Consider the following 26076-nt stretch of genomic DNA (forward strand, 5'->3'; position numbering starts at 1 on the left):
TTCAGTTAGCTAATCATTGCTGAACAGTATAGCATGAAATTTCAACTTTACCATATACGCAGTTGACATCCCATGTGAAATGTCTGAAAATATAACTGATGTCTATGAATGAGAAAATAGGTGAATGATACATGAGTTATAAATCAGAGCGTCCCTCGTTCCAGGATCGTCTAGACCATTTCGTCAACGTTCTTCGCACGGAGATTATTAACGGTATAAGACAAGAGGGTGCGTATCTGCCGGCAGAGAGCGCACTTGCCAAACAATATGAATTAAGTAATAAATCGATTCGCAAAGGGCTGGATCAGCTGGTCGAGGAAGGATTGATCGTGAAGATTGATCGCGTCGGCAGCATGGTTACGCCAAGGGCGAAGGAAGCGATTACCCTTAATCTGGGCTGCCCAATTTCTTTGACATCTGATTTTCTCCTTGATGATCTGATTGTGGATTTCGGTCGTCGTAATCCTGGCATTCATATCCGGCGGATCACATTGAATCATATGAATTATGTGCAATCGGCCGAGGAGATGATCGCGAACGGCTTGCTGGATGTGGTTGCCTTCAACAGTCCGCAATTCCAGGAATGGACGGAGGAAGGGCTTAGTCCGCTGCTGGAGGAGCTGGAGTCCGATCCGAGCTTATACCCGATTGCAGAGGAAGCTTTCCATTATGAAGGGACTATCTACGCGAAGCCAGTCTCATTCTCGCCAGTCGTATTATGCTATAATAAGCAGCATTTTGCCGAAGCAGGGCTGCACGAGCCGGACAGCTATTGGACCTGGGATGATCTGATAGCGGCTGCGACTAAGCTGGGTAAGCTTCAGGGCAGGCACGGAGTGTACTTTCTACCGGCCTCAGAGAATCGATATTCGGTGTTCTTGCTTCAAGGGATTGGCAAGCAGCAGGAGGAGGGGCGTCTTCCTAGCGGGCTAAGCCTGAAGATGACGGAAAGCCTCGGCAAGCTGAATGAACTGATTAGCAATAGAGATATTTTTCCCAACTATTGGGCGCAAGGCAATGATGAGACGATACAGCTGTTCGCGGAGGGACAAGTATCTGTCATTCTGGGTACTTATTTCAACATGAATGAGCTCGCTCATCTGCCTCTTGATTACGATATTTGTCCACTGCCAAGCCTCAGGCGCGGAGATCCGCAGAAGACGCTGCTGCTATCCATTGGCATGGCGCTCGTACGTCATTCCAAGTCCAAAGAAGCTGCGAGGCTGTTCGTCGAATACCTCACATCCGCAGAGGCCCAGAATGTGATTAGTAAGCGGACTATCAGCATACCCGCACGCAAAGAATCTGCGGAGCGTTCGTTCAGCGACAGCCTGAAGCGTCCCTCGCGTTACTTCATGTTCCGTGAAATGCTGCCTTCCTTTGCCTATCATAGTGACATTGGCCTGAGTATTAAGGATCTGCGCACGTGCACCAAGGGGCTGAAGGAATACTGGTCAGGTATGATCGATGAGCAGACGCTGCAGGACAAAATGGGGGAGCTGTTCTCGTCGAAAGCGGCGGTAAGGAAATAGATGAAGAACTCAAGTCGGTCGCATGTGTGGCCGATTTTTTATTACTCCATACTCGCCCAGCCTACAGGGAAACAGAACAAACGCTTAGATAACTAAGCGTTTGTTGTTGATTTTCAGTTAGGGCTTCTTTCTCGCAGCTTGCTTCTCACCCAATCATATATGGAGCTCAGGATAACGAGGACAACGCCGATGTTAATCGCGTAATCGGCTAAGTTAAGAATGCCATTGCCGGAACGAGAGGTAATAAAGTCGGTAACCTGTCCGAATAGAAGGCGATCGATTCCATTCCCAATGGCTCCGCCCACAAGAAACCCTAGTCCAATATTCATCAGACGGTCCTTCTTATTCAAGGATCTGCGGTAGTATTGAATACCGACGACGAACAGAATAGCGATAACGCCGAAGAGGCGAGCGTAGCCTTGAAATAAGCTGAAGGCCATACCGCTGTTCTCATAATGCGTAATGTGAAGATTACCATAGGTGATGATTTCTCCGATTTCTACATAGGCACGAATGATAAATTTAGAGATTTGGTCGATGAGAACGACGATAATAGCCACGATGTAATAAAGCATAGTAACCTCACTTTCTGTAGCAGTCCTATATTTATTCTAACTGACAACAAACGGCCAATCAAATAGAGTGCCCACAGCTGACTAGTGTTCTGCTCATGAGCTATCTTTAGCGCAGCTGCTTTCGTTATTGGTGAACGTCGTTTCGCTATTCCGATGTACCTGCTTGCTATGTATCGATTTAGAGTAACGAATTACTCTATTAGCGATATGGGATTCACTAATAAGGAAAGTCGAGTCATTATCATGGCTCGAGCTTTTTTATTAGCCACCAATAGAGTAATTGCCTTCATGAATATGGAAAATGGATTCGCTAATCACCCCGGGGTTATGCTCAGAATACATCGATAGCTCGAGGACTTGCTAAAGGGGTACAACTAGCGAAAGGAGTCCGATCATCACCCACAAATATGTAAGCGATTACACCCTTGCTTTAGCTAAATTCTTTAAGAAAGACACAACATTCCGATTATTCAAAAAAATAAGGGTTGACGGGCTTTTTACTCGCCGTATATAATCAGTACATCAGAAATACATCAACTAAGTCATAACATTCTTACATCCTATGTTAAGTGAATCAGATATAAATCAGGAGGCGTCTATGCGAGCGATTAAAAGCCGGAACGGCACTGCGGTTATCGTGGATTTACCTGAACCTCAAATTAAACCGCAGTATGTGAAAGTGCAAATTACTTATTCGTCCGTCAGTATCGGCACCGAGCTTATGATGATTCGTACGAACTCGGAGGCACCGCTTGGATATAGTGCAGCGGGAGTCGTGACGGAGGTCGGTGAAGGGGTCACTCATGTGCAACCAGGTCAGAGAGTCGCATGCTACGGTACGCCGGCGCATCGGGAAACGATGCTCTCACCGAAGCATTTGACCGTCCCGATACCCGATGGCGTCAGTGATGAAGAAGCGGCCTTCTCAGGCATTGGAGCTATCGCCATTCATGCGTTGAGGCAAGCGGATCTGAGATTCGGAGAGACGGTTGTGGTGGCAGGCGCAGGCATTCTGGGACAGATTATTGCTCGAATCGCACATGCATCCAATTACCGTGTTGCTGGGTTTGAGCCTATTCTCGAGCGCAGGGAGCAGCTGTTAACAGCTGGCGTAAGCTATGCTTGTCAGGATGAGGCTGAGATGAAGGAAGCGCTGGATGCATTGACAGGCGGGAAGGGCGCAGATGCTGTGCTTGTATGTGCCAGCAACCGTCAAGACAGCTTGATTGATACGTCCATCGCCTGGCTGCGTGATCGAGGGAGGGTCGTTATTGTCGGAGATACTGGCTGTGAATTCAACCGTGATCTGCTGTTCGCCAAAGAAGCCAGCGTTCATATCTCAAGGGCAGGCGGACCTGGACGCTATGAATCGGATTATGAGCAGCACGGCTTCGATTATCCGATCGGCTATATCAGATGGACGGAAGGACGCAATGTACAGGATTTTCTAAGAATGATTGGGGAGCAACGAATCGATATCCAGTCGCTTATTACGGATACGGTCGCCTTCAACGAGCTGCCTGATCTCTATGTGAGCTACGAACAGCAGCCGCAGAAGAAGATGGGAATCGTTGTCCGCTTCTAATAGCGGTGGAGGGAGAGGAGTGAGGAGAAGATGAAAGCTACGGCGCCTGCACCGGATCTCATGATGAACAACCGAACGAAGCCAAGATGGACGCAAACGTTGTGGCGTTATAGATGGCTCTATCTGTTCATGGTTCCCGGCATTCTATATTATATCGTTTACCATTACGTACCGATGTTCGGACTCGTTGTCGCCTTTCAGGATTACAACCTCATGAAGGGGGTAACGGGGAGCGAATGGGTCGGACTAGACAATTTCCGTGCGGTATTCGCTTCACCGGATTTCCCGATACTCATGAAGAATACGCTGCTTCTGAGCATTTATCGCATTCTGTTCAACATGCTGCCGGATCTGGTTCTAGCGCTAATGCTTAATGAGATTAGGGTCAGATGGTTCAAGAAGACGATTCAGACGTTGACCTACGGTCCTCATTTTCTATCCTGGATTATCGTGTATGGCATTATGTTCTCGTTCTTTGCTCCAGGCTCCGGCTTGGTTACTAACTTCTTCCGGGATATGGGCTGGGGCTCGATTGACGTATTGACGAATTCGCAATGGTTCCGACCGATGCTGCTGGTTAGTGATATTTGGAAAAGCACAGGCTATGGCGCCATCATCTATCTAGCCGCGCTCGCAGGCATTAACGGTGAGCTGTATGAATCCTCAGCGATAGATGGGGCAGGAAGATGGCGTCAAATCTGGCATGTTACACTGCCTGGCGTTCGCGATGTATTCATGCTGTTGGTCATTCTACGACTTGGAGGCATTCTCGATGCCGGATTCGAGCAGGTATACATTTTTCTAAACGTCCGGGTATACAACGTCGGTGATATTCTCGACACATGGATATTCCGCAGGGGCATCGAGGAGATGGATTTCAGTGTTCCCGCAGCAGTTGGCGTATTCAAGTCGGTTATCGGCTTCGTGCTCGTGATTGGAGCGAACAAGCTGGCCAAACGGTTCGGCGGCTCCGGCATCTGGTAACGTACGAACGTACGGATGAAGCAACTAGCGGAGGTGGCTTAAATTGCCTTATATTTTCAAAAAAACGTTCTCGGATCGCATAGCTGATCTCATCATTTATACATCATTGGCTGTGTTCGGCCTGGCGACGCTGTTCCCTATCTACTATGTGTGTATCGTATCAATTACCCCATACTCGGAGGTTCTGCGCAATGGCGGATTCCTGCTAATTCCGAAGCAAATTACGTTCGATGCGTTCCAAGCAATATTCAGCAGCGGGGTTGTTCCCAAGGCGCTTAATATTACGATACTTATTACGATTGTCGGTACGGCCTTCAATCTGCTCGTAACGACACTTCTCGCTTATCCATTATCCAAGAAATATCTCCCTGGCAGGAATGTGGTGCTGCTGGGCATCGTCTTCACGATGCTGTTCTCCGGCGGCTTGATCCCGACATTCCTGACCGTTAAGGCAACCGGCCTGATGAATACGCTCTGGGCGCTTATCATTCCGGGAATGGTCTCCACCTTCAATATGCTGATTATGAAAACGCACTTCGAGTCGCTCCCTCCAGAAATTGAGGAGGCGGCCAAGGTCGACGGCTGCAGCGATGCAGGCACACTGCTGCGCATTGTGCTTCCGCTCTCCATGCCGATTATGGCAACCTTGGGCCTCTTCTATGGCGTGAATCATTGGAATGCATACTTCGGCGGCATTATGTATTTGAACGATCGTGATTTGTATCCGCTGCAGGTCGTTCTGCGCAACATGATCGTAACGCCAAGCGTCAGCCAAGAGCTTGCGGTTCCGCAATCCCAGCTGAGCGCATTGCCGCCTGAATCGATCAAGATGGCGACTGTCGTCGTAGCGATTATTCCTGTTATTGTTGTGTATCCGTTTCTACAAAAATATTTCATCAAAGGGATGCTGCTTGGAGCTGTTAAGGGCTAAGCCTCAAGCTTTAGTCTATTAAGGGAGAGGAGTGTACCGGTCGCCACACGCTACATAGGCACTGGCCCGGGTCAGAGAAAGTCGTATCAGCGTTAGAGGTTAGGCGTAACAGTGGGGGATTGGCAACAACGCAAGTTCATTTATTTATTAGGAGGTAGACTATGAAACGTAACGGCGCAATCTTAATTGGACTGTTGGTTTTATCGCTCATCATCTCGGCTTGCAGCAGCAATGGGAACAATAATAAAGGTGGCAATTCAGGTACGAATGCTAGTCCGGCAGCAACCGGTAACGCGACTGAGGAGCCTGTACAGGAGAAAATTAAGCTTAATTGGTTCATTACCGCTTCAGCGGATGCGCAATTGCCCAAAGGTGATGCAGACTTCGTGAAGAAGGCGATTGACGAGAAATTCAATGTAGACCTGACGATCGATTATATGCCGTTCGGTACTGATTTCTCCAATAAGCTGAACTCTCTCATTGCTTCTAATGATATCCCCGATGTATTCTTCGCGGACGGAGTCTCGTCCAACCAATATATTAAAGATGGTGTAGCCAAGGAAATGACGGGGATTGTGACGCCTGAGAAGATGCCTAATTACTTCAAATATTGGATGACGGAGGAGGGCCTCACGAAGTATCAGGTGCAAGGCAAGTTCGCCCGCGCTCCGATCCCTTACGAGAAGAATTACTATCGTTCCTACTATATTCGCAAAGACTGGCTCGACACACTCAATCTGCAAATTCCTAAGTCCTACGACGAGATGGTCGAGGTTATGAAGGCATTCACCTTCAATGACCCCGATGGCAACAAAAAGAATGATACCTTCGGCTTAACCGCGTATGGCAATGGTACGAACATGTCGATGGAGTTTCCTACTTATGTGAAGAACGGTCTAGTCGGCGACTTCGTTATTGAGGGTGAGAAATTCATCGATACGAGAACAGACCTGCGTATGGAGCAGACCCTGAATGATACGAAAGCGCTGATTGAACTAGGAGTTGTAGACCCAGACTGGCTGCTCAACAAGAATGGACAGCAGATCGAGAAGGCTGTACAAGGCAAGGCGGGAATTGTGCTTGGATTCGGCAAGAATATTGCTTTTGACAATAACCCTGAAGGTCTGCAAGTGAAGACGAAGGATATTACAGGCAATGCCAATGCCAATTGGGAGCCGTTCGATCCATTCGCGGAGACAGGCACATTCATTGAACCGGTACCGGGCAATCCATTCCTGCTCAGCTCCAGATCTTCGGATGAAGAAATCGACCGTTCACTCCAAATTCTCGATTGGTTAGCTGGGGAAGAAGGGTTCCTGCTGACTCATTACGGTCGTGAAGGCAGTGAGTTCACACGCAGCGGTGCTCAAATTACATTGAATCAAGAGGCTTTCAAGCAAAATGTTACGGATAACGGCAATTTCTTGACCGTGTATCAATGGTTCACGCCAATCTCAGGTCCGGAAGCGTTCGGCGTAGAGGTAGTGGATCCTAACCTTACAGAGCGCGACAAAGCCGTTCTTCAGACGATATTGTCTTATAAAATATTGCCGTCAGTGGGTACCAGCCTTGTCATCAAAGAAGGAATGGATCTCGCAGCGCTTCGCAAACGCATGAACGAGCTGCAGGTGAAAATTATATACGATGAGAAGGATGCATCGAATTGGGCGACATATCGTGAAGAGATTATGACCAAATATGGAGCAACAGATGTATTCACCTATTATGCGGAGCAAGTCTCAGCTGCCCAAGGCAAGACCATAACGTTCGAATAATAGAGAATTGGAGAGTCGCGAAAGCTGACTCTCCAATCTATCTGAGAGGCCGCTAGAACGAATGAAAGAAGGGAATGAGGATGAATGAACGGCATAATCCGCCCTTGGCTGCTGTCTATCGCGTATCGAATGTAGCAGCATTGTGTCGTATCCCTAGGGAGCAGCGGGAAGCGGGAATGCATGTCTGGGTAGAGGGCTATTATGAAGCCGGTGACCCTGGAAGCAAGCTTATGCGTTGGTCGGAGGAGAGCGAGGGGAAAGATAACGGAGGTACGCTGCATGCTCCGCTAGATGGAGGAGCAGGAGGATGGCTTCTGATACATAGCGGCGTGTGCAGCTATGCGCTGTTCGGCCTATTCGGAGCAGAGGAGCCAGCGGATGATGCACTTGATGCTATGGTGAGCGACTCTAGCATCTATCGAATAGAAGCGACTAGTGATCTGCGGTTTACACGTCGCCATCGATTCAGCCGTAGCAGCATCGAGCTGGAGTTCAATGGATTTACCGTATATACGGATGGAATTGAATCCGCAGCGCCTAACGATCCGTTCTCTGCCGTGCTGTTCTTCCAAGGAATAGAGACGGGGCATAAGCAGTCAGTAACGCTGACAGAGGAGCTTGCTGAGCTGACGGAGCTGCTCGAGGTTGCGGATTCGTCGGCTTTCGAGGTTGGGGAATGGTGGATTGCACAGTCCAATACGTTGTCCGGAAGCGCGGAGCGGGAGCTGGATAAGCTTATTTGCGTAACAGAGATCGTCGACAGCAGGCATGTCAGGTTTAACTACAAGAATGGCTGGGCATTGGATGCGGGCAGAACGATCACTTATCGGAAGGTTATTCCGGTCGAGCGAGTAGCGGTTCGCAATATGCGCTTTATCGGTGCTGGCAAGACAGATATGACCGGCTCCCACCCGCTTGCCTATGAGTTCGCCGTGGAATGTGATGCGATAGGCATTGATGCATACGGTACCTTTTGGCCAGTTATTATGCGCAGGTACAACACCCATTACGTGACTGAACGGTGCAAGCTGACAAATCCGGCGGAGGTTATCATTGGGGGCACTGGTTATTTAACGCAGCAGATTTATTGCCTGTATGGGCATGTAAGCGATTGTCATACGAGCAATGGCAGACATTTGAATGATTTTACCGGATCGGCCTACAGCTATGTGGACAATTGCCATGCAGATGGCGATGACCTTGGTGCATTCGTTACTCATGGGCAGTATGAGCATGATCTCATCTATGTTGGCAATTCCGGATTGATGTCGTTCGCCAACAGTGGCCTGACCTGGGGGGAGAGTGCCAAGCGGATTACAGTGAAGAAGCATGTGGGCTCTTGGTTCATCGCCCATCGTAAGGTAACGGATCTGACGCTGGAGGATGTGCATGTGTTCGTACGTGATGGGGTAGAGAATTCGGCGAATACCGGATCGTTCTGGCTGAATGCAGATGGTGTACAGATGAAGAATTGTACGGCAGAAGCGATGGTGAAGTTCGTGCAAGTATCGAATCGCTCCAAACGTCCGAATCTGGTCGACAACTGCTCGTTCACGGTAACGAAGGGACGACGTCTATCCCATGATAATGTGACCGCTGAGCTAACATTCCGAGACTGTCGGTTCGAGCGAATCGATGGCAATTATTTGGCGGGGACGGGTGGCATTCGTCTTCATGATTGTGTGCTTAGAGGCGCAGATGGGCAAGCGAAGCCGTTATATGCATCGGGCTCATCCATAAATATTCGCGGTGGAGCCATGATAGATACAGGTGTTGTACTGACGGGCGAAGGGGATAAAAGCCTCGATATTGGCTCGGGTGCGAGGGTATCTGGGACTAATGCGGCAGGAGCTTTTTTCGCAAGAGAGGGGAGTGCGGGTGGTTCTACCTCTTGGCGTTTCGCTGATTACACAAGCCAGACGGACGATGAAACAATGCATCATTATGCTATTCATGGCACACAGCATCGTTATATCGCGAATGGCGCGATATTCGAAGGCGGCAGGCTGGCTGCTGGAGATCAACCTGGAGCATTCGAATATATGCAGCACACGGGGAATGTCGAGAAGGGCGTGGATCGAAGCAGTCTGCCGGAGGAAAGCGATTGTATCCAGCATAGGGCCGGGAATGTGAGAGTGACATAGGGTGGATTCGAGGGTGGAGGATGCGGAAATGAGCAGGAATGATAATGAATTATTTGATCTAATGAGTGAATCACTGTATGCGGCGGTTATATCGGACACACTGGATGAGCTGGGCTATCGCTCGCAGGTGATGCGGGAGGATATTAATCCTATTGATTCAGACTGGGTTGTGGCGGGGCGTGCCAAGACGATTCTGTCTGTTGATGTGCATTATATTCCTGACAATCCATATGAGAAGGAGATAGAGGCCGTGGACAGTGTGAAGCCTAATGATATCGTCATTGGCTGCACGAATGAGTCGAAGCAGAATGGGCTATGGGGCGAGCTGCTCTCGACGGCTTCCAAGATGCGGGGAGCAAGAGGCGCGATCGTTGACGGTCTTATTCGGGATACGAAAAAAATCGTTGAGCTGGGCTTCCCTGTCTTTGCAACCGGCACGAAGCCGGTCGATTCACAGGGGCGCGGACTCGTTATTGAATACGACATTCCGGTGCTATGCGGCAGTGTTATGGTGTATCCGGGAGATGTGGTGTTCGGGGATCGCGATGGAGTAGTCGTTATACCGAATCAATTGGTGGATGAGGTCGTGAAGCGAGCATTGGACAAGGTGAACCGGGAGAATCATACCCGCGACGAGCTGCTGGAGGGAAGGACGCTGCGCCAAGTCTATGATAAGTATGGCGTGCTCTAGGTAGTTGCAGACGGCGATAAGTTGTGGAGCTGTTGGGAGGTGCAGAGCATGAGACTGCTCAGGAAAAGAGCGTTAGTTACCGGCGCAGCGCGTGGGATAGGGCTTGGCATTGCGAGACGCTTCGTGGAGGAAGGCTGTCAGGTCGTACTGCTGGACCGAAGCGAGGAAGAGCTTAGGGCTGCATGCGAACAGATGCAGCAGTACAGCGATCGAATCACCATACAAGTGTGCGATTTGCGTGATCTGGCGCAGCTGGATGAAGCAGCGGAGCGGGCTTTTGACTGGCTGGGCGGCATCGATATCTTAGTGAGCAATGCGGGCATTGCGTACCGCGAGGCTTTTCTCGACATTACGTCTGAGCATTGGGATGCGGTGTTCGAGATTAATGTGCGGGCGGTGTTCCGGCTTGGGCAGCTTGCTGCGCAGCGGATGATTACACAGGGGAGCGGCGGGGCTATCGTGAATATGAGCTCGAAGAACGGGATCGCCGCCAGCGGAGAGCTTGCTCCCTATAATGCATCCAAGGCTGCAGTTATTCTGCTGACCGAATCGATGGCTGTTGAGCTTGCTCCTTACGGGATTCGCGTCAATGCTGTCGCTCCTGGCTTCGTAGATACGCCGCTTGACCGGAAGCTGCGGGAGGAGTCGCAGCTCCCAGCGTATTCTGAGCATACGCCGATGAAGCGAGCCGGGACGATAGAAGAGATTGCCTCTGCCTTCTTATACTTAGCTTCGGATGAAGCCTCATATGTGACAGGAACGACCCTTAAGGTCGATGGCGGACATTTGGCGAACGGAAGCGAGCTGTAGAGGGATAGGCAGGAGCAAAATGGAATTATATCTATGATAGGATAACAATCTATATCATAGGGAGGATTAACGATAACGATGGAAGCACAATTAGTTGTCGATGCCAGAGCTTGGCTCGGAGAGGGTCCCCACTGGGATGAAAGAGAACAACAGCTGTATTGGGTTGATATTATAGGCAAGCAGCTCCATGTGTATAAAAATAAGACAGGTGCAAGCAGCACCTATTCCTTCGAGCAGATGATCAGTGCCGTTGTTCCTTCTATTCATGGGGGACTGGTCGTTACGCTGCAGGATGGCATCTACCTGTATGAACCGGAGTCAGAGTCCTTGCAATTGCTGGCAGCAGTTGAACCAGAGCTTACACGGAATCGGCTTAACGATGCGAAGTGTGATCCGGCTGGCCGGCTCTGGGCAGGCACGATGAGCATGGACAATGAGCGGGGGAAGGGCAGCTTGTATGTGCTAGAGCCAAGCGGCTTGCTGCAAGCAGCAGTATCCGATATATCTTGCTCCAATGGCTTGGCATGGAATGACAGCCAGATGTATTACATTGATACGCCAACGGGCTGTGTCGACAGCTTCGAATGGGATAGGCAGTCGGGTTCTATAAGCAATCGCAGAACAGTGGTGCGATTCCCGGACTCTGTTGGAATGCCGGATGGGATGACGATAGACGAAGAGGGCATGCTGTGGATCGCCCATTGGGGAGGCAGCCGTGTGTCGCGATGGAATCCAGAAACAGGCAAGCAAATCGGTGAAATAGCTGTTCCAGCGCTAAATGTAACCTCATGTGCATTCGGTGGAGCAGCTATGGACGAATTATATATAACGACAGCAAGGATGAGTGCTGACGATCAGGAGGATTACCCACTAGCAGGAGGATTATTCGTCGTCAGGCCAGGGGTGAGAGGAAAGGTTGGCAGCAGGTTCGGCTCCTTGCCTACATGGTAGAAAGAAGGGAAGCTCATGCGGCTGAAGGATAAAGTGGCGATCATTACGGGTGCAGGCTCTGGTATCGGCAGAAGCTCCGCCTTGCTGTTCGCGGAAGAAGGAGCTCGGGTCGTTGTTGCTGATGTGGATGAGGTGAAGGGAAGAGAAGCAGTTGCCGAGATCGAAGCAGCTGGCGGCCAGGCCCTCTACGTGCAATGCGATGTTACTGTGCAAGCAGATGCAGAGTCGCTAGCTCTTCAAGCCTCGCAGACATTCGGACATATTAATGTGCTATTCAACAACGCAGGAATTAGCGCAGTTGGCGCTCTTCATGAGATCGAAGCCGATATATGGGATCAGGTTATGCGGGTGAATGTGCGCGGTGTTTACTTAGGCTGCAAGGCTGTGCTTCCTTACATGATGGAGCGCAGAAGCGGATCTATCATCAATATGTCTTCGAGTATCGCCGAGATTGGCGTCTCTCAGCGAGCGGCATATACCGCCTCGAAGGGGGCAGTGTTATCGTTATCCAAGGCGATGCAGGTGGATTATGCAGCATACGGCATTCGCGTCAATTCACTGCTCCCAGGAACCATTATGACGCCATTCGTTGAAGGCTATTTGAAGAAATCGCCAGACCCGGAGGCCGCTATTGCTTCGATTAAACGACGCCAGCTCAGTGGTGAGCTGGGCAGACCTGAGGATGTCGCCCGTGCTGCATTATTCCTCGCCTCTGATGAATCGGGCTTCGTACTCGGCTCTCCGCTCTATGTAGATGGCGGGCTGGTCTTCGGCAAGAACGCCTGAGACCTGATTGTTGGCTGAGATGAAAATCGTGTAGTTCACGTGAGATTCCCGGCATTCCCAGCATTCATTGCTCGGTAGCCATGTTAGACATTCATAATACATAGGAGGAATGATGATGAAGCTTCTTACATTTGAGGATCAGGGACTGTACCGATTGGGCGTATGGACCCCGCAGGGTGTGCTTGATATTCAGACAGCTGCGGCTGAACGCGCTGCTGTTGCTGCTGGCGTTCCAACCACGATAAGCGAGGTGCTCGGCGGCGGCGATGCAGCGAAGGAAGCACTAGAGACGTTCGTTGCTGGTCTGCTATCCGAAGGTGACGAGATTATTGCTCGCTATCTGAGGCAAGAAGACAGCCTCGTATTCGGTCCATGTGTAACCGAGCCTGAGAAGATTATTTGTATTGGCTTGAATTATCGCAGACATGCAGAGGAGACGAATATGCCCATTCCGACGTATCCGATCCTATTTAATAAATTTGCGAATACACTGATAGGCCATGGACATGATGTTCCACTGCCGCGCTCCTCTGACAAGGTCGATTACGAAGCAGAGCTAGCTATTGTTATTGGCAAGACCGCCAAGTATGTCAGTGAGGAGGATGCGCTGGATTATGTATTCGGCTACTGCTCCTCCAATGATCTGTCCGCCCGAGATCTCCAGATGCGCACGAGTCAATGGCTTGCCGGCAAATCCTGCGATAAGTTCTCTCCAATTGGTCCTTATCTGGTCTCGAAGGATGAGGTCGGTGATCCGAATAATCTGACGATCAGCTGCACGGTGAACGGAGAGGTTCGCCAGCATTCGAATACGTCGGATATGATTTTTAACTGCCAGCAGATCGTCAGCTATATCTCGCAATGCATGACACTATCGCCAGGAGATATTATTCTGACCGGAACTCCGGAAGGCGTAGTGCTGGGCTATCCGCCAGAGAAGCAGGTTTACTTGGGGCCAGGAGATGTCGTCACGATTGACATAGAGAAGCTGGGTGCGATTACGAACCAGATGGTCAGCGAATAGGAGGGATATCGATGATATTCGACAGCCATACGCATTTGTTCGGCCCGGGCATGTTCAGCGGTCCGACTGACGCGGCGATCAAGCGGGCTTGGGGCCCTGAGATGAACATAGAGGCAACGCCGGAGCAGCATCGCGACAGTCTGAAGGGCTTCGCAGGCTCCATCGTATTGGCTATGGCTGCAGGGGCAACCGGACTGTCCGTTCCGAATGAATATGTGGCTGACTATTGTGCGACAGACAAGACGAGGCTCTTCGGCTTCGCCAGTGTCGATCCGAATGATTACAACTGCATACCGGAATTTGAGACCGCGATTCGGGAGATGGATCTGAAGGGCTTGAAGCTAGGGCCGATTTATCAGAACTTTTATCCCGATGCCAAAGAGCATTATGCCTTGTACGCCAAGGCCGATGAGCTGAACGTTCCAATTCTGTGGCATCAAGGCACCTCATTCGTGCCTGAAGGGTATCTCGAAGCTTCCCGTCCGGCGATGCTGGACCCGATTGCCCGTGCTTTTCCCAATCTGCGAATGATAGTTGCACATATGGGACATCCGTGGGTGGATGAGTGTATATCGCTCGTCCGCAAGCATCCGAATATGTATATGGATATTTCTGCGCTTGGAAGCCGGCCATGGCAATTCTATAATGCGCTAGTGTCCGCGATGGAATACGGCGTGCAGGACAAATTATTGTTCGGCTCTGATTATCCATTCTTCACCACGCAGCAGACGATGGACGCCTTGCGGCGCATTAATGACTTGGCAGCGGGAACGAAGCTGCCCCGCGTGCCTGAGGAGATCGTCGAAGCGATCATTCACCGCGATACACCGGGAATTCTCGGGCTGGCATAACGGCTATACATCGAAGGGGGAGACCTGCCTTGAGCACAGAAGACAAGCTGAAGAGCGAGGCTTATTTTCAGGAAAAAGATCTATGGGGATTCATTCACCGTTCATTTACGAAGTCGATGGGGTATACCGAAGAGGATATTCGCAAGCCTGTTATCGGCATATGCAATACGTTCAGTGAGCTGAACAAATGTCATTCGCATTTCAATGAGCTGGTCGATTATGTGAAGCGCGGGGTATGGCAGGCGGGCGGTGTGCCAATGGAATTCCCAACCATCTCCATCGGTGAGCCTTATGTTAAGCCGACGACGATGCTGCTGCGCAATCTAATGGCCATGGATACTGAGGAAATGATGAAGGCTCATCCCATTGATGGCGTTGTGCTGCTCGGCGGCTGTGATAAGACCGTACCGGCACAGCTGATGGCAGCAGCCAGTGCGAATATTCCAGCTATTGTGCTCACAGGAGGACCGATGCTGAGTGGCAGACTGAATGGACGAAGTCTGGGCGCCTGCACGGATTGCTACGGTTTTACACTGGAGCGTAAGGCAGGCAACCTTACAGATGAAGAGCTTGCGGTCGCGGAGGATGCGATCTGTCGCAGTGATGGTCACTGTATGGTCATGGGGACGGCAAGCACGATGGCATCGATCGCTGAAGCTATTGGCATGGCCCTTCCAGGCTGCGCTGCGATTCCTGCTCCAGACAGCAGACGCAAGCATATGTGTGAGCGTACAGGCAAGCAGATCGTTGAGCTGGTAAGGCGCAATATTCGTCCGCGTGACATCATGACGGCAGAAGCGATCGAGAATGCGATTCGGGTCACGATGGCGAGCGGCGGATCTACCAATGCGATTATACACTTGGTTGCGATTGCCGGCCGCCTTGGCATGCAGCTTCCACTAGAGACGTTCGACGCGATCAGCTCTGAGACGCCGTTCATCCTTAACTTACGTCCTTCAGGCCAATATCAGATGGAGGAGTATTTCGAGGCAGGCGGTGTGCCCGCTCTGATGAAGGAGCTGGAGCCGCTGCTCCATGGCGATTGTCTGACGGTGACTGGACGTACGGTGAAGGAGAATTTGGTTGGGCAGGCGCTAACCTCTATGCCGGATGTCATTCGGACTATAGCTGAACCGCTTGATAGTCAAGGCGGTATTGCCGTGCTTCGCGGCAACCTCGCGCCAGATGGCGCACTTATTAAGCAGACGGCAGTATCAGCACATCTGAAAAAACATAAGGGACGCGCTGTCGTCTTCGAGAGTCCGGCTGATCTGTCTGCCCGCATAGATGATCCAGAGCTGGATGTGGATGAGAGCTGCGTGCTCGTACTCAAGAATGCTGGACCCAAGGGGGCGCCGGCGATGCCAGAAATCGGGCAGATTCCGATCCCTTCGAAGCTGTTGAAGAAAGGCGTACGGGATATGGTTCGAATCTCGGATGCTCGGATCAGCGGTACATCCTATGGAGCATTAATTGTACATGTTGCGCCTGAGGCAGCCATCGGAGGTACGCTTGCTCTCGTTCGGGAAGGGGACGAGATTGAGCTTGATATTGCTACTCGCAAGCTGGAGCTTCTTGTAAGTAGCGAAGAGCTGGCCGAACGCCGCAAAGCTTGGACGATGCCGAAGCCTCACTACGATAGAGGCTACGGATTGTTATTCCATGAACGGGTGCTTCAAGCGAATCTGGGCTGTGACTTCGATTTTCTGCTGCCTCCAGAGCTGCGGGAGCAGCTGCTGCGAGCTTAATAGATAAGGGGGGACGAGGATGAATGATATCCGTTTCCTAGGACGGAATGAATTGGAAGAAGCGACTCGATTAGCGGATTTGGTCTTTCGGGATGCGGACCAGTCTTCGATGGGTGAGGCTTTCCCGCCTATTTTCTCCGGCAATTACCGCAGCTCGGTTGGAGTATATGAGGAAGGGAAGCTAGTATCCTTCATCGGTCTCGTGCCAGGCTTCCTACAGGTTGGCCGGGTTCAATTGCCCATCTTCTCTCTTGGTTCCGTCTGTACGCATCCGGATTATCGCGGACAAGGCTATGCGGGTGAACTATTGGAGCGGGTATTTCAATTTATTGAAGCATCGGAGGGCTCGCTGCTATTGATATCCGGTGATCGAAGCCTCTATCTTCGTAATGGCTGTCATTCTTTCGGGCAGGTAAGGCAATATGTGTTATCTGCTTCAGCTGGACCACAGGCATCCCCAGATCCGATCCATACCGTGCGCGAAGCACTTGAATCGGATCGCCTCCGCGTTCATGCCCTGTATGAGCGAACTTCAGTACGGTATCAGCGCAGCTTGTTCGAGACGGCAGAGCTGATTCGAGCAGAGGCGCTTGCGGGCATATACAAGCTGAAGCATAAGCTGGTTGTAGCTGAAGCAGAGGGGGCTGTCATTGCGTATGCACTCCTCGCTGTACCCGGTGATATTCAGACAGATGCTGTCCCGTTTGTAGTGGAATGGGGAGGAGAGGCACGAGCGGCAGTGGAGATTTTCTCCTATGCGATTCAAGCTTATGCTCTGACGGGGCTTCAAGTGACTGTGCCATGGCAGGAGAAGGAGCTGCAGGCTGCGATGGCTGAGAAGCTTCCGGACTATTCGAATACAAGAAATTCCGGTACGATAAAGCTCGTTAATCCAAGACGGTTCTGGGAGCAAATAACACCCTATTTGGCTGATCGGGATAAGGAAGCCTTTGATCGAGTGGAGCTTGGCCATGCGACCGTGGAGTACGTGGCTGCGTATTTGACCATTGATGGGAAGACGCTTCAGCTCTCCTCGGATAAGCTAATCTCCCTGCTCTTCGATGTGGAGCCCGCCATTGCCGAAGCTGACGAGAGTCAGCTTGCTCTGCTGCGGAAGCTGTTCCCGATACCGCTGCCATATGCCTCTGGCTTGAATTTTATTTAAAATAATGATTACAGAGGAAGCGATGCCTGACAACCGCTGTATAGGTTGTCAGGCATCGCTGCGTTCATAGCGTGCGAGTGCTTTGCTGGCGGCTTCCAGCATGCGCTTGCGCAAGTAATCGCCTTCCGTTACGATAACTCGCTTGCCCAGGAAGCGGATTTTGGAGAGGACGTATTCACTCTCATCAGACGAGAATGTCAGCTTAACTCGGTAAGTATCTGTACCGTCATCATAGTCGACCTGCTTCTCGAAGCAGGAGAAGGCGTACAGAATGCGGGACAGCTCCCGGTTATAGTGACGTACGACCTCAACGGTTGCATGCTGCCTCCGAGCAATAAGCTGCTTCGCAATTCGAGCGGCTGCCATATTGGCGAGCTGTTCCGGCAATGGAAGCTCCACCAGGTCTACGATGTTCCTGAGCTTCGTGCTCATGAGGTGGCGGGACTTAAGCGAATACCACAGCAAGTACCATTCTCTTTTGACCATGGAGTATTCAAGCTTGTATGGCATGCCTGCCTGACTGTCCCGAGTGGTACCGTCCTTGCTCTTATTCGTAATCTCGATGCCGCCCTTGCGCATGATTATTCGACGTAAGGGTCGAAGCAGCGGATGATAGATATGGACGGCTTCGCTGCGCGCTTTCTCCAAGATAGGCACGGTTGAAAAAGCATTATTCCGATTATCCTCATGAAGCAGCTCTTGCAGCTTGGCGAGTGTATCGTTCTCGAATGCGGCTGCCGCATCGGGATGCTCCAGCATCGTTCGAAGCCACATTCTCTCCTGCGCTGTTACGGCCATTGCTCCGAACTCATCGAGGCGGGACATCATCTGATAATTAAAGATTTTCTCGAACAGGCTCATAATGCGCAGCAAGCTCCTTCCATTCCGCGATAAAATCCCGCCGAAGCGATGCGGGCTCCAATACCTCACAGCTTGAACCGAAGCTTCTCAGCCATGGCCTTATTTCTGTAACGCCATTGACAACAATCTCGAAGAGGAAGGACTCCTCATCCTCCTCTATAATACGTCCCCATTGCCCCTGCAGAAGGACCCGTTCCTTCACGAAATTGGCTTTTGCCCCGGTGGGATTGTAGAACCTCGCTCTAACGGTCACCGGCCGCCCCGTATCGACTAGCCAGCTGAGCTGTGTGTTTCGATTCAGTGCAGCGAGCTTGTCCTCGAATTCATTAGGTGCTGCCAGATCGCCTTCCTTCAATTGTGTCAAGCCTTCCATTCGGTACACAGCAGTGCCCTGCTTGTTATGCCCGAGCAAATACCACCGTCCATATTGATGGTCGTATACCACCTTTAGCGGCAATAGATTTTCCTTCCGTCCCTCGCTCTCGCGTTCGAACAGCGGATTCGTATTTTTGGAGGCATAGCTCTTATTGGCTTTGGGTGAGAAATAGAGGAAGCTAAGCTTCCGTTTCTCTTCAATCGCCTGTAGAACCGTATACAGATGCGCTTCGTCCAGAATGCGCGAATGATAATGGTATTTGTATAATAATAAGTCCATAGCTCCGTCCGGCAGCGTTCGGCGATGGATTGCTTTCTTCAAGCTTTCTCTTAGCAAATAGCCTTGCACAGAAGGCACCTGCGTGTTAGCCATCACGTCGACGAAGGCATACAGGTCGGATAGCTCTTCGTCTGTAAGCGCATTGATCCAGCTGTTGTGGGCGCTGTAGCGATACGGGCGTCCGCCAGGTTGTTTGCGTAAAACGCCAGTCTCCTCCAAATATTTGAGATCCGAGCGAATCGTCTTCTCATCGGGCAGAGCAAGCTCCTCCGGCATTCCACTGCAGCATAGGTCAAGCAGTTCCATAGCGGTAAGGGCTTGCTCCTGCATAGCAGCAATGATCATAGAGAGCCTTATACTCTCGGATTCTTTCAACGATTTGGAGCGGAAAAGAAAGAGAAGCATCGGATCAGCAGATTCATAATAGCTTGTCCGCAGCATATCTGCGAATTCCTTGCCCTGCTCCTCCGGCAGCTGCTGCCATACACTGCTGACGATATCCTTGAGGCGCCGGATCGTTTTATCGAAGGTATGAACAGATATGCCGAGCCGCTCGGCGAATTGCTGTCGATTGTATGCGCCGCTCGTCAGCACGAGCATTCGCAGAAACTGTATTTCTTTATCAAAGCTTTCTCTCGCCATGAGTGGATTCCCCATTTCTTATGACAGGCGTATCTGCTAATTGTAGCAAGAAGAGGGAGGTAGAGGAAAGGATTATCGTTCACAGAACCATTGTCGTAATACTTATGCCATGTTCCAATAGGTGCCAAATCGAGATAATAAGGTTGTGAAGCAGCAGCTGGCCTGAACCGGGCAGGGATATCAGCCACTAAGGTTTATCCCGCAGCGCCAGCGTTCGTTAACGCGAGGTGTGCTGTCGGAGTTAAGCGTGCTTACACAACTTACAGGGGTTCGAATCCTCTATTGTCCTGAGACGACGATTCATGGTGGAGTATTTGACGAGAGTCACAAGCAACAAAAAAATCAGATATGTAGGGCTCTTTGGGAAAAAGCTCGGCAGGCTAGTCCAGCTGCACCTTGAACGAACTATGCAATTCGTGGATACCGAAGGGAGATGCCGCTTCTGCTGCTGCCTGTAAGAACGCATCTTGTCTGAAGCTTGTAAGCTGGGCTAATGACAATATGAAGTGCTTCCGGCGAATCAGATGCCGCAATCCATTCTGAAACGATATTCCGTCTCGCTTCAGGGAGAGCTTTTTCACCGAATAGCTAACAGAGCAATTGTTTATCAAAAATTCAAATTCAAATTACATAATCAAGTTGAACATAAGATAGATCTTCTGGGGAAGCGAAGCGTTCGCCTTTGCCTCCGGAGGCAACAGCGATCGTAAGAACCATCCACTGTCGCAGTGTCACACAGAAATACATCTTTCAAAACATTCTGGGAGGGAATTACCCATGAAAAAAATACTAACCACTATAACGATCCAAAATGATCAGAGAGGTCTGCTGTTCAAGAAAGGCAGCTATGTAAGGCTGCTCGGGCCAGGCAGCTACCGCATCTCACCGATTAACGGCCAGACGATAACCATCATGAACATTACGGAGCCATTCACCGTTCCAGGCAAAGACCTTGAGCTATTCCTACAAGATGAGAAGCTCCTAGATGAGCTTCTTATCGTCGAGGTTCAGGATGATGAGTACGTACTGCATTATGAGAACGGCAATTGCAAGTCTGTGCTGACTGCAGGCAAGTATGCCTTTTGGAATCGGATGAAGAAGCATTCCTTCGTCCGCTTGGATACGCGAACACCGGAGCTGCCAAGCAAGCTCGGAGCTGCTGCGCTGTTCAAGCTGAATGGCTTGTATACTTCTTATGAAGTGGGAGAGCATGAGGTTGGTTTCTTATTCTACGATAACGTACAACAGCGAGAGCTCGGGCCGGGCAAATATCGCTTCTGGAAGGCGCCGGTGACGGCAGTGGTCAGGAAGCTTGATATCCGCAGGCAGCAGCTTGATATGACAGGTCAAGAAATGATGACCGAGGATAAAATCACGCTTCGACTTAACTTCGTCAGTCAGTACAGAGTCGTGAATGCCCGCAAGGCACTTGAGATTAAAGCGTTCGAGGAGCAGCTGTATATCCAGCTGCAGCTTATTCTGCGCGAATATGTAGGCACGATGAAGCTGGATGAGCTGCTGCGTACGAAGCAGGAGATCGGCACCTTCGTTCTGGATAGGCTTGCGGAGAAAGCGGAGGAATACGGCGCTGTGTTCATGTCTGCCGGAGTGAAGGATATCATTCTGCCAGGAGAGATTAAGGATATTATGAATACGGTACTGCTCGCCGAGAAGAAAGCACAGGCTAATCTGATCACCCGCCGTGAAGAAACTGCTTCAACCCGGAGCTTGATGAATACGGCGAAGCTGATGGATGAGAATGCAACGCTATACAGGCTCAAAGAGCTTGAATTTTTAGAAAAAATATGCGATAACGTCGGCAGTGTCTCTCTTACGGGAGGAGGCAATCTGCTGGAGCAGCTGAACGAGCTGCTGGTCGGTGGCGCCAGACGAACCAGCTAGCCTGCTGCGGCAAGAAAGGGTGATTAATCATGATTGAACCAATCTATAAGGCTGCCATCATGGAGGAGCTGAACCGAATAGAGTCTGAGGAGGGAGTCCGTATTCTGTATGCCTGCGAATCAGGCAGCAGAGCGTGGGGCTTCCCATCCAAGGATAGTGACTATGATGTGAGGTTTATTTATATTCGGCCTGTTGAATCGTACTTTTCCATTATAGAGAAACGTGACGTCATCGAGCGTCCGATCAGCGATATGCTCGACATTAGTGGCTGGGATCTGCGCAAAACGTTATATTTGCTGCGCAAATCGAATCCTCCGCTGCTCGAGTGGCTTCAATCCCCTATGGCCTATTCGGAATCCTACTCCGTAGCAGAGCGTATTCGTGCCTTGTCTTCACTCGTGTTCTCACCGAAATCCTGCATGTACCATTACTTGAAAATGGCTAGAGGAAATTATCGTGACTATTTGCAAGGTGAGCAGGTCAAGGCAAAAAAATACTTTTATGTGTTAAGGCCCATACTCGCGTGCTGCTGGATTGAGAAGCTGGGCACGATGCCGCCGATTGTTTTCGAGGAGCTAGTTCGTGAGATAATTCCTTCAGACGGCGAGCTGTATGCGGTTATCCAGCATCTGCTGGAGCGCAAGCGTGCTGGGGATGAGCTGCAGTTGGAGCCCAGGCAGCCGTTAATCAATGCGTTTCTTGAAGATAAAATAGCCTACTTCAATTATAGCGCACCATTCATGAGCTCGCCCGATGGCTTGCTGGATGAACAGCTGGATAAACTGTTCCTTGAGGCGGTTTATGAAGTATGGGGGAATACGATCTGACCTTGATATACCATGCTCCGAATAGACTGTCCTCCTGATGCAGCTTGATTAGCATAAGGGGGCAGTCTATTGGGTGCGTCTAGGCGATTATTTCCTCTCATTCTACAGAGGTGTATAATAAATGTGAGATAAGGGAGTGGATGAGGATGTCCCGGGACAATCGCTTGAATGAACTGGCGGCATTGAAGGAAATTGCCGAAGTGTTGAATACGACGAATGATATGCATCATATGCTGAATGATGTTCTTGCTAAGCTGCTGGAGGTGACTGGCTTCACTACGGGCTGGATATTTCTATTGGATGATCATCCAGACGGTATATGCGCAGCTACCCATCATCTCCCTCCTGCCTTGTCAGCGGATAACTACGCGCTTATGTGCGGGGATAATTGCTGGTGCGTAGAGAGCTACAAGCAGCATAAATTGCAGCATGCCGTCAATATTATTGAATGCAGCAGGATTAATTATGCGATATCCCATCAGGCAGGCGATACGGAAGGTATTGTTCATCATGCCACAGTCCCTCTGAATGCAGGACAGGACCGATTCGGCCTGTTGAATGTTGCAGAAGCGGGCAAGGAGCACTTCTCAGAAGAAGAATTAGCGATGCTTCAGGCTGTCGCTCTGCAGATTGGAACAGCGATCAAACGAATCAAGCTGTACCAGGCGCAAGAGAACAATGCGATTCTGTATGCGAAGCTTGGAGATGTCATCCAACAAATTAATAGTATTCAGAATATTAATCAGCTGCCGCTTCAGGCAGTGAAGTTTATTGGCGATGCATTCGATTGGCCGCATGTGTCTATATTCATCTATGAGCAGCAGGAGCTGTCGCTCCGAGCTCATTATACGAACCATATGGTGCAGAAGGAATGGCAGTCACTCGCGATTGATCAAGCAGGTCCGGTTAGTACAGCCTTCCGTGACAATCGTCTAGTTATCGTGTCCAATGATAGTCATGAAGCATGCATGTCTTTGTCTTCCATTGGGATTCCGGAATATTTGTCAGCTGCTGCCATTCCACTGCGTATTCGGAGTCGTACGATTGGGGTATTGTTCATTAGCAGTTCAGGCCGAAGGCAATTCGACGAGTATCATGAAGAGTTTATGTATTCCCTTGGTGATCATTTCACGTTAAGTGTGGAGAATCTGCGGATCTATGAGCAGCGAAGTGAGCTTGCACGCATGGAGGAACGCAATAGAATGGCTCGAGACCTGCATGATTCCGTCATCCAGAAGGTGTTCTCGTTGTCCTTTCTCGCGAAGGGAGCTGAAACCGTTCTGGGAGGGCAAGAGCCCATTGTTCAGCAGTCCTTGCAGGAGATCAGGAAGCTGTCCCTGGAGGCGGTCAAGGAAATGCGTGCACTGATATGGCAGCTTCATCCTGCTGGACTTGAGAATGGATTGCTTCCCGCGCTTAAGCAATACGGACAAGGGATGAGCTTAGAGGTCTATGAGAAGGCAGAGGGAGTGAAGGAGCTTCCCCGTGCAATAGAAGAGGCTTTCTGGCGTATCGGGCAGGAGGCGCTTAACAATGTGAAGAAGCATGCCGGCACGAATATCGCTTATATCAAGCTGATTAAATCTGAGGCTGGTGCAAGTCTGGAAATTATGGACCATGGGGTAGGCATTTCTTCTGATACGAATAAGGGAAGATTGACGATGGGGATGATGTCGATGCGTGAACGAGCGGAGACTTTGGGCGGCGAATTAACGATCTCCAGCGGCGATGGGAAGCCAACGATCATCAAAGTTATGATTCCTCTTCAGGTTCTTGAGGAGAAATGCAGCGAAGAAGGGAAAGGGCAGCATTGACCATTAAAATTTTGCTAGCGGATGATCATCGAATCGTATTGAAAGGGATATCCTTTTTTCTAAATATGCAGCCGGATTTCGAGCTGGTCGGCGAAGCGCAGAACGGGCAAGAAGCGGTAGACATGGCTGGTGAGCTGCAGCCGGATATTGTACTTATGGATCTGAATATGCCGATTATGGACGGGATCGAGGCCAGTGCTCTCATTGCTAAGGAGCATCCGCATATTAAAGTGCTCGTGCTGACCAGCTTCTCTGATCGCAGCCATATTGTGCCTGCGCTGCAGACCGGTGCGATTGGCTATATGCTTAAGGATGTAGAGCCTGACCAGCTGGCGGAAGCGATTCGCAGTGCTCATAAGGGCAATGTCCAGCTGCATCCCGATATTTCTAGCGAGCTGTTCAGTCGCATGCAGCCACCAACAGTGGAAGCCAAAGAGCCGTCCAGCAGACAGCAGCAGCAGGCGATCGAATCGCTTACGCCAAGAGAGCTGGAGGTGCTGGGCTTGCTGACGAAGGGACTTAGCAACAAGGATATAGCACAGTCATTAATCGTCGCTGAGAAAACGGTTAAGACGCATGTCAGCAGCATACTTAGCAAGCTGGGCTTATCGGATCGAACGCAGGCAGCGCTATTCGCTGTTCATATGTTCGAGTCCGATGCTTCGGATTGAAGCACTGAATAGACAGGTCTACGTCTGAGGTCGTAAGACTAGTCCTGCGACTTATTGTTCGATATGCAGCGTATAGATACGTCTTTTTGCCGATGAATCTTAAGCCATCACCCTCTAAAATAAAGGTAGTTACAAAAAGAAAACTACTATTAGATAAGACGGAGGGGAATTTATATGAGTACTGTACTGTTTGTAAAAGCAAATGACCGTGGTGAACAGGCTGTTAGCGTTCAAGTCTATGAAGCATTCCTAGCTAGCTACAAAGCTAGCCATCCTCAAGACAACGTTGTTGAACTGGATTTGTTCAATGAACAATTGCCATATATGAATGCGGATATGATCAATGGTAACTTCAAAGCTCCACGCGGTCTAGATCTGACTCCTGAAGAGGCGGCAGCTGTTGAGGTATCGAGCAAATATATCGAGCAATTTCTTGCTGCTGACAAAGTCGTATTCGGCTTCCCATTGTGGAATCTGACCATTCCTGCTGTACTGCACACGTATATCGACTACATTTACCAAGCAGGCAAAACGTTCAAATATACAGAGCAAGGCCCAGTAGGCTTGATTCCTGATAAAAAAGTTGCTCTTCTGAACGCTAGAGGCGGCATTTACTCTGAGGGTCCAGCAGCTAGTGCAGAAATGTCCCATTCTTATGTGAAAAACATCATGAGCTTCTTCGGCGTAACGAACTTCGTAGACGTTATCGTTGAAGGCCACAACCAGCTTCCTGATCAAGCAGCAGCTATTATCGCTGAAGGTGTTGCTAGTGCAGAGAAAGCAGCTGTAGGCTTCTAATTTGGATGCATTATCTAATAACGAGCGGCGCAGGAATCATTCCTGCGCCGCTCGTTATTGTTTCGACATATTTTGACATTAATAATCACGGAGTAGTACAATAGAACTATAATATATACAACTAGATGGTTTAACGGGGATGATTGCTATGGACAAACATTTTTTTGAAGAAATGCGCAAAGTCAGCCATCAGGATGAGCTGAGATCGAAGCTTCTACTGTATGGCGTGAAGCAGATATTAGAAGAGAAGCAGGAAAGAAAGAGCAGAACCAGGCGGCTGTTCTTCTTCAAGAGAAGGACCGAGGCCAGATGATTAGGATACCCCTGTATCGGGTAAAGAGTTGAAAACTCTGT

At 50.1% G+C, this 26076-nt stretch carries 24 protein-coding genes; 20 read left to right on the top strand and 4 right to left on the bottom strand.

Annotated elements, in window-relative coordinates:
- Positions 1 to 131 precede the first annotated feature (131 nt).
- The gene (locus AC6ESP_RS02895; protein ID WP_497095169.1) at positions 132 to 1532 is read left to right on the top strand and encodes an ABC transporter substrate-binding protein; all 1401 of its coding nucleotides are present in this window, start codon (positions 132 to 134) and stop codon (positions 1530 to 1532) included.
- Positions 1533 to 1645: 113 nt separating this feature from the next.
- Here the strand turns inward: AC6ESP_RS02895 and lspA are convergent, their stop codons facing one another.
- Entirely contained in the window at positions 1646 to 2107 is a 462-nt protein-coding gene (lspA, locus tag AC6ESP_RS02900) for a signal peptidase II (protein ID WP_497095170.1), read from the bottom strand.
- 598 nt (positions 2108 to 2705) lie between these two features.
- Between lspA and AC6ESP_RS02905 the strand changes: the two genes are divergently transcribed.
- The 13 genes from AC6ESP_RS02905 (at position 2706) to AC6ESP_RS02965 (ending at position 17552) form a co-directional block, all read left to right on the top strand.
- Entirely contained in the window at positions 2706 to 3692 is a 987-nt protein-coding gene (locus AC6ESP_RS02905; protein WP_497095171.1) for a zinc-dependent alcohol dehydrogenase, read from the top strand.
- Positions 3693 to 3722: 30 nt separating this feature from the next.
- Positions 3723 to 4676, top strand: a complete 954-nt coding sequence (locus AC6ESP_RS02910) for an ABC transporter permease (protein WP_497095172.1) — start codon at positions 3723 to 3725, stop codon at positions 4674 to 4676.
- 52 nt (positions 4677 to 4728) lie between these two features.
- Entirely contained in the window at positions 4729 to 5607 is an 879-nt protein-coding gene (locus AC6ESP_RS02915; protein ID WP_497095372.1) for a carbohydrate ABC transporter permease, read from the top strand.
- A gap of 161 nt (positions 5608 to 5768) precedes the next feature.
- Positions 5769 to 7382 (top strand): type 2 periplasmic-binding domain-containing protein, encoded by a 1614-nt coding sequence (locus tag AC6ESP_RS02920; protein WP_497095173.1) that lies wholly within the window; start codon positions 5769 to 5771, stop codon positions 7380 to 7382.
- Between the two features lie 80 nt (positions 7383 to 7462).
- On the top strand, positions 7463 to 9526 hold the full coding sequence (locus AC6ESP_RS02925; RefSeq protein ID WP_497095174.1) for a hypothetical protein: 2064 nt from the start codon (positions 7463 to 7465) through the stop codon (positions 9524 to 9526).
- 28 nt (positions 9527 to 9554) lie between these two features.
- Positions 9555 to 10217: an RraA family protein gene (locus AC6ESP_RS02930; protein ID WP_497095175.1), complete on the top strand. Its 663-nt coding sequence runs from the start codon at positions 9555 to 9557 to the stop codon at positions 10215 to 10217.
- A 48-nt stretch (positions 10218 to 10265) separates the two neighbouring features.
- Positions 10266 to 11027 carry an SDR family NAD(P)-dependent oxidoreductase gene (locus tag AC6ESP_RS02935; RefSeq protein WP_497095176.1) on the top strand — a complete coding sequence of 254 codons (762 nt, stop codon included), beginning with the start codon at positions 10266 to 10268 and terminating at the stop codon, positions 11025 to 11027.
- Between the two features lie 78 nt (positions 11028 to 11105).
- The gene (locus tag AC6ESP_RS02940; RefSeq protein ID WP_497095177.1) at positions 11106 to 11978 is read left to right on the top strand and encodes an SMP-30/gluconolactonase/LRE family protein; all 873 of its coding nucleotides are present in this window, start codon (positions 11106 to 11108) and stop codon (positions 11976 to 11978) included.
- A gap of 15 nt (positions 11979 to 11993) precedes the next feature.
- On the top strand, positions 11994 to 12764 hold the full coding sequence (locus tag AC6ESP_RS02945; RefSeq protein ID WP_497095178.1) for an SDR family NAD(P)-dependent oxidoreductase: 771 nt from the start codon (positions 11994 to 11996) through the stop codon (positions 12762 to 12764).
- A gap of 115 nt (positions 12765 to 12879) precedes the next feature.
- A complete protein-coding gene (locus AC6ESP_RS02950) occupies positions 12880 to 13788 on the top strand; it encodes a fumarylacetoacetate hydrolase family protein (protein ID WP_497095179.1) in 909 nt (302 codons plus the stop codon).
- Positions 13789 to 13799: 11 nt separating this feature from the next.
- Positions 13800 to 14639 (top strand): amidohydrolase family protein, encoded by an 840-nt coding sequence (locus tag AC6ESP_RS02955; RefSeq protein ID WP_497095180.1) that lies wholly within the window; start codon positions 13800 to 13802, stop codon positions 14637 to 14639.
- Between the two features lie 29 nt (positions 14640 to 14668).
- On the top strand, positions 14669 to 16387 hold the full coding sequence (locus AC6ESP_RS02960) for an IlvD/Edd family dehydratase (RefSeq protein WP_497095181.1): 1719 nt from the start codon (positions 14669 to 14671) through the stop codon (positions 16385 to 16387).
- Between the two features lie 19 nt (positions 16388 to 16406).
- Positions 16407 to 17552: a GNAT family N-acetyltransferase gene (locus AC6ESP_RS02965; RefSeq protein ID WP_497095182.1), complete on the top strand. Its 1146-nt coding sequence runs from the start codon at positions 16407 to 16409 to the stop codon at positions 17550 to 17552.
- A gap of 48 nt (positions 17553 to 17600) precedes the next feature.
- On the opposite strand, the gene AC6ESP_RS02970 is transcribed toward AC6ESP_RS02965, so the two are convergent.
- The 3 genes from AC6ESP_RS02970 to AC6ESP_RS02980 form a co-directional block, all read right to left on the bottom strand.
- Positions 17601 to 18413: a WYL domain-containing protein gene (locus AC6ESP_RS02970; RefSeq protein WP_497095183.1), complete on the bottom strand. Its 813-nt coding sequence runs from the start codon at positions 18411 to 18413 to the stop codon at positions 17601 to 17603.
- Positions 18388 to 19710 (bottom strand): helix-turn-helix transcriptional regulator, encoded by a 1323-nt coding sequence (locus AC6ESP_RS02975; RefSeq protein WP_497095184.1) that lies wholly within the window; start codon positions 19708 to 19710, stop codon positions 18388 to 18390. The genes AC6ESP_RS02970 and AC6ESP_RS02975 overlap by 26 nt, the downstream gene beginning before the upstream one ends.
- Positions 19711 to 20090: 380 nt before the next feature.
- Positions 20091 to 20291: a hypothetical protein gene (locus AC6ESP_RS02980; RefSeq protein ID WP_497095185.1), complete on the bottom strand. Its 201-nt coding sequence runs from the start codon at positions 20289 to 20291 to the stop codon at positions 20091 to 20093.
- 205 nt (positions 20292 to 20496) lie between these two features.
- Here AC6ESP_RS02980 and AC6ESP_RS02985 point away from each other — a divergent pair, with 205 nt between their 5' ends.
- The 6 genes from AC6ESP_RS02985 to AC6ESP_RS03010 all read left to right on the top strand — a co-directional run bounded on the left by AC6ESP_RS02985 (position 20497) and on the right by AC6ESP_RS03010 (position 26035).
- A complete protein-coding gene (locus AC6ESP_RS02985) occupies positions 20497 to 21612 on the top strand; it encodes a slipin family protein (protein WP_497095373.1) in 1116 nt (371 codons plus the stop codon).
- A gap of 29 nt (positions 21613 to 21641) precedes the next feature.
- Positions 21642 to 22439 (top strand): nucleotidyltransferase domain-containing protein, encoded by a 798-nt coding sequence (locus AC6ESP_RS02990; RefSeq protein ID WP_497095186.1) that lies wholly within the window; start codon positions 21642 to 21644, stop codon positions 22437 to 22439.
- Positions 22440 to 22585: 146 nt separating this feature from the next.
- Positions 22586 to 24253 carry a GAF domain-containing sensor histidine kinase gene (locus AC6ESP_RS02995; RefSeq protein WP_497095187.1) on the top strand — a complete coding sequence of 556 codons (1668 nt, stop codon included), beginning with the start codon at positions 22586 to 22588 and terminating at the stop codon, positions 24251 to 24253.
- A complete protein-coding gene (locus tag AC6ESP_RS03000; RefSeq protein ID WP_497095188.1) occupies positions 24250 to 24924 on the top strand; it encodes a response regulator in 675 nt (224 codons plus the stop codon). Before AC6ESP_RS02995 ends, AC6ESP_RS03000 begins: the two co-directional genes overlap by 4 nt.
- Before the next feature lie 174 nt (positions 24925 to 25098).
- On the top strand, positions 25099 to 25722 hold the full coding sequence (locus AC6ESP_RS03005) for an FMN-dependent NADH-azoreductase (RefSeq protein ID WP_497095189.1): 624 nt from the start codon (positions 25099 to 25101) through the stop codon (positions 25720 to 25722).
- Positions 25723 to 25870: 148 nt separating this feature from the next.
- Positions 25871 to 26035, top strand: a complete 165-nt coding sequence (locus AC6ESP_RS03010; RefSeq protein WP_497095190.1) for a hypothetical protein — start codon at positions 25871 to 25873, stop codon at positions 26033 to 26035.
- The last annotated feature ends 41 nt before the right edge of the window (positions 26036 to 26076 follow it).

The organism is Paenibacillus xinjiangensis, from assembly GCF_059686975.1.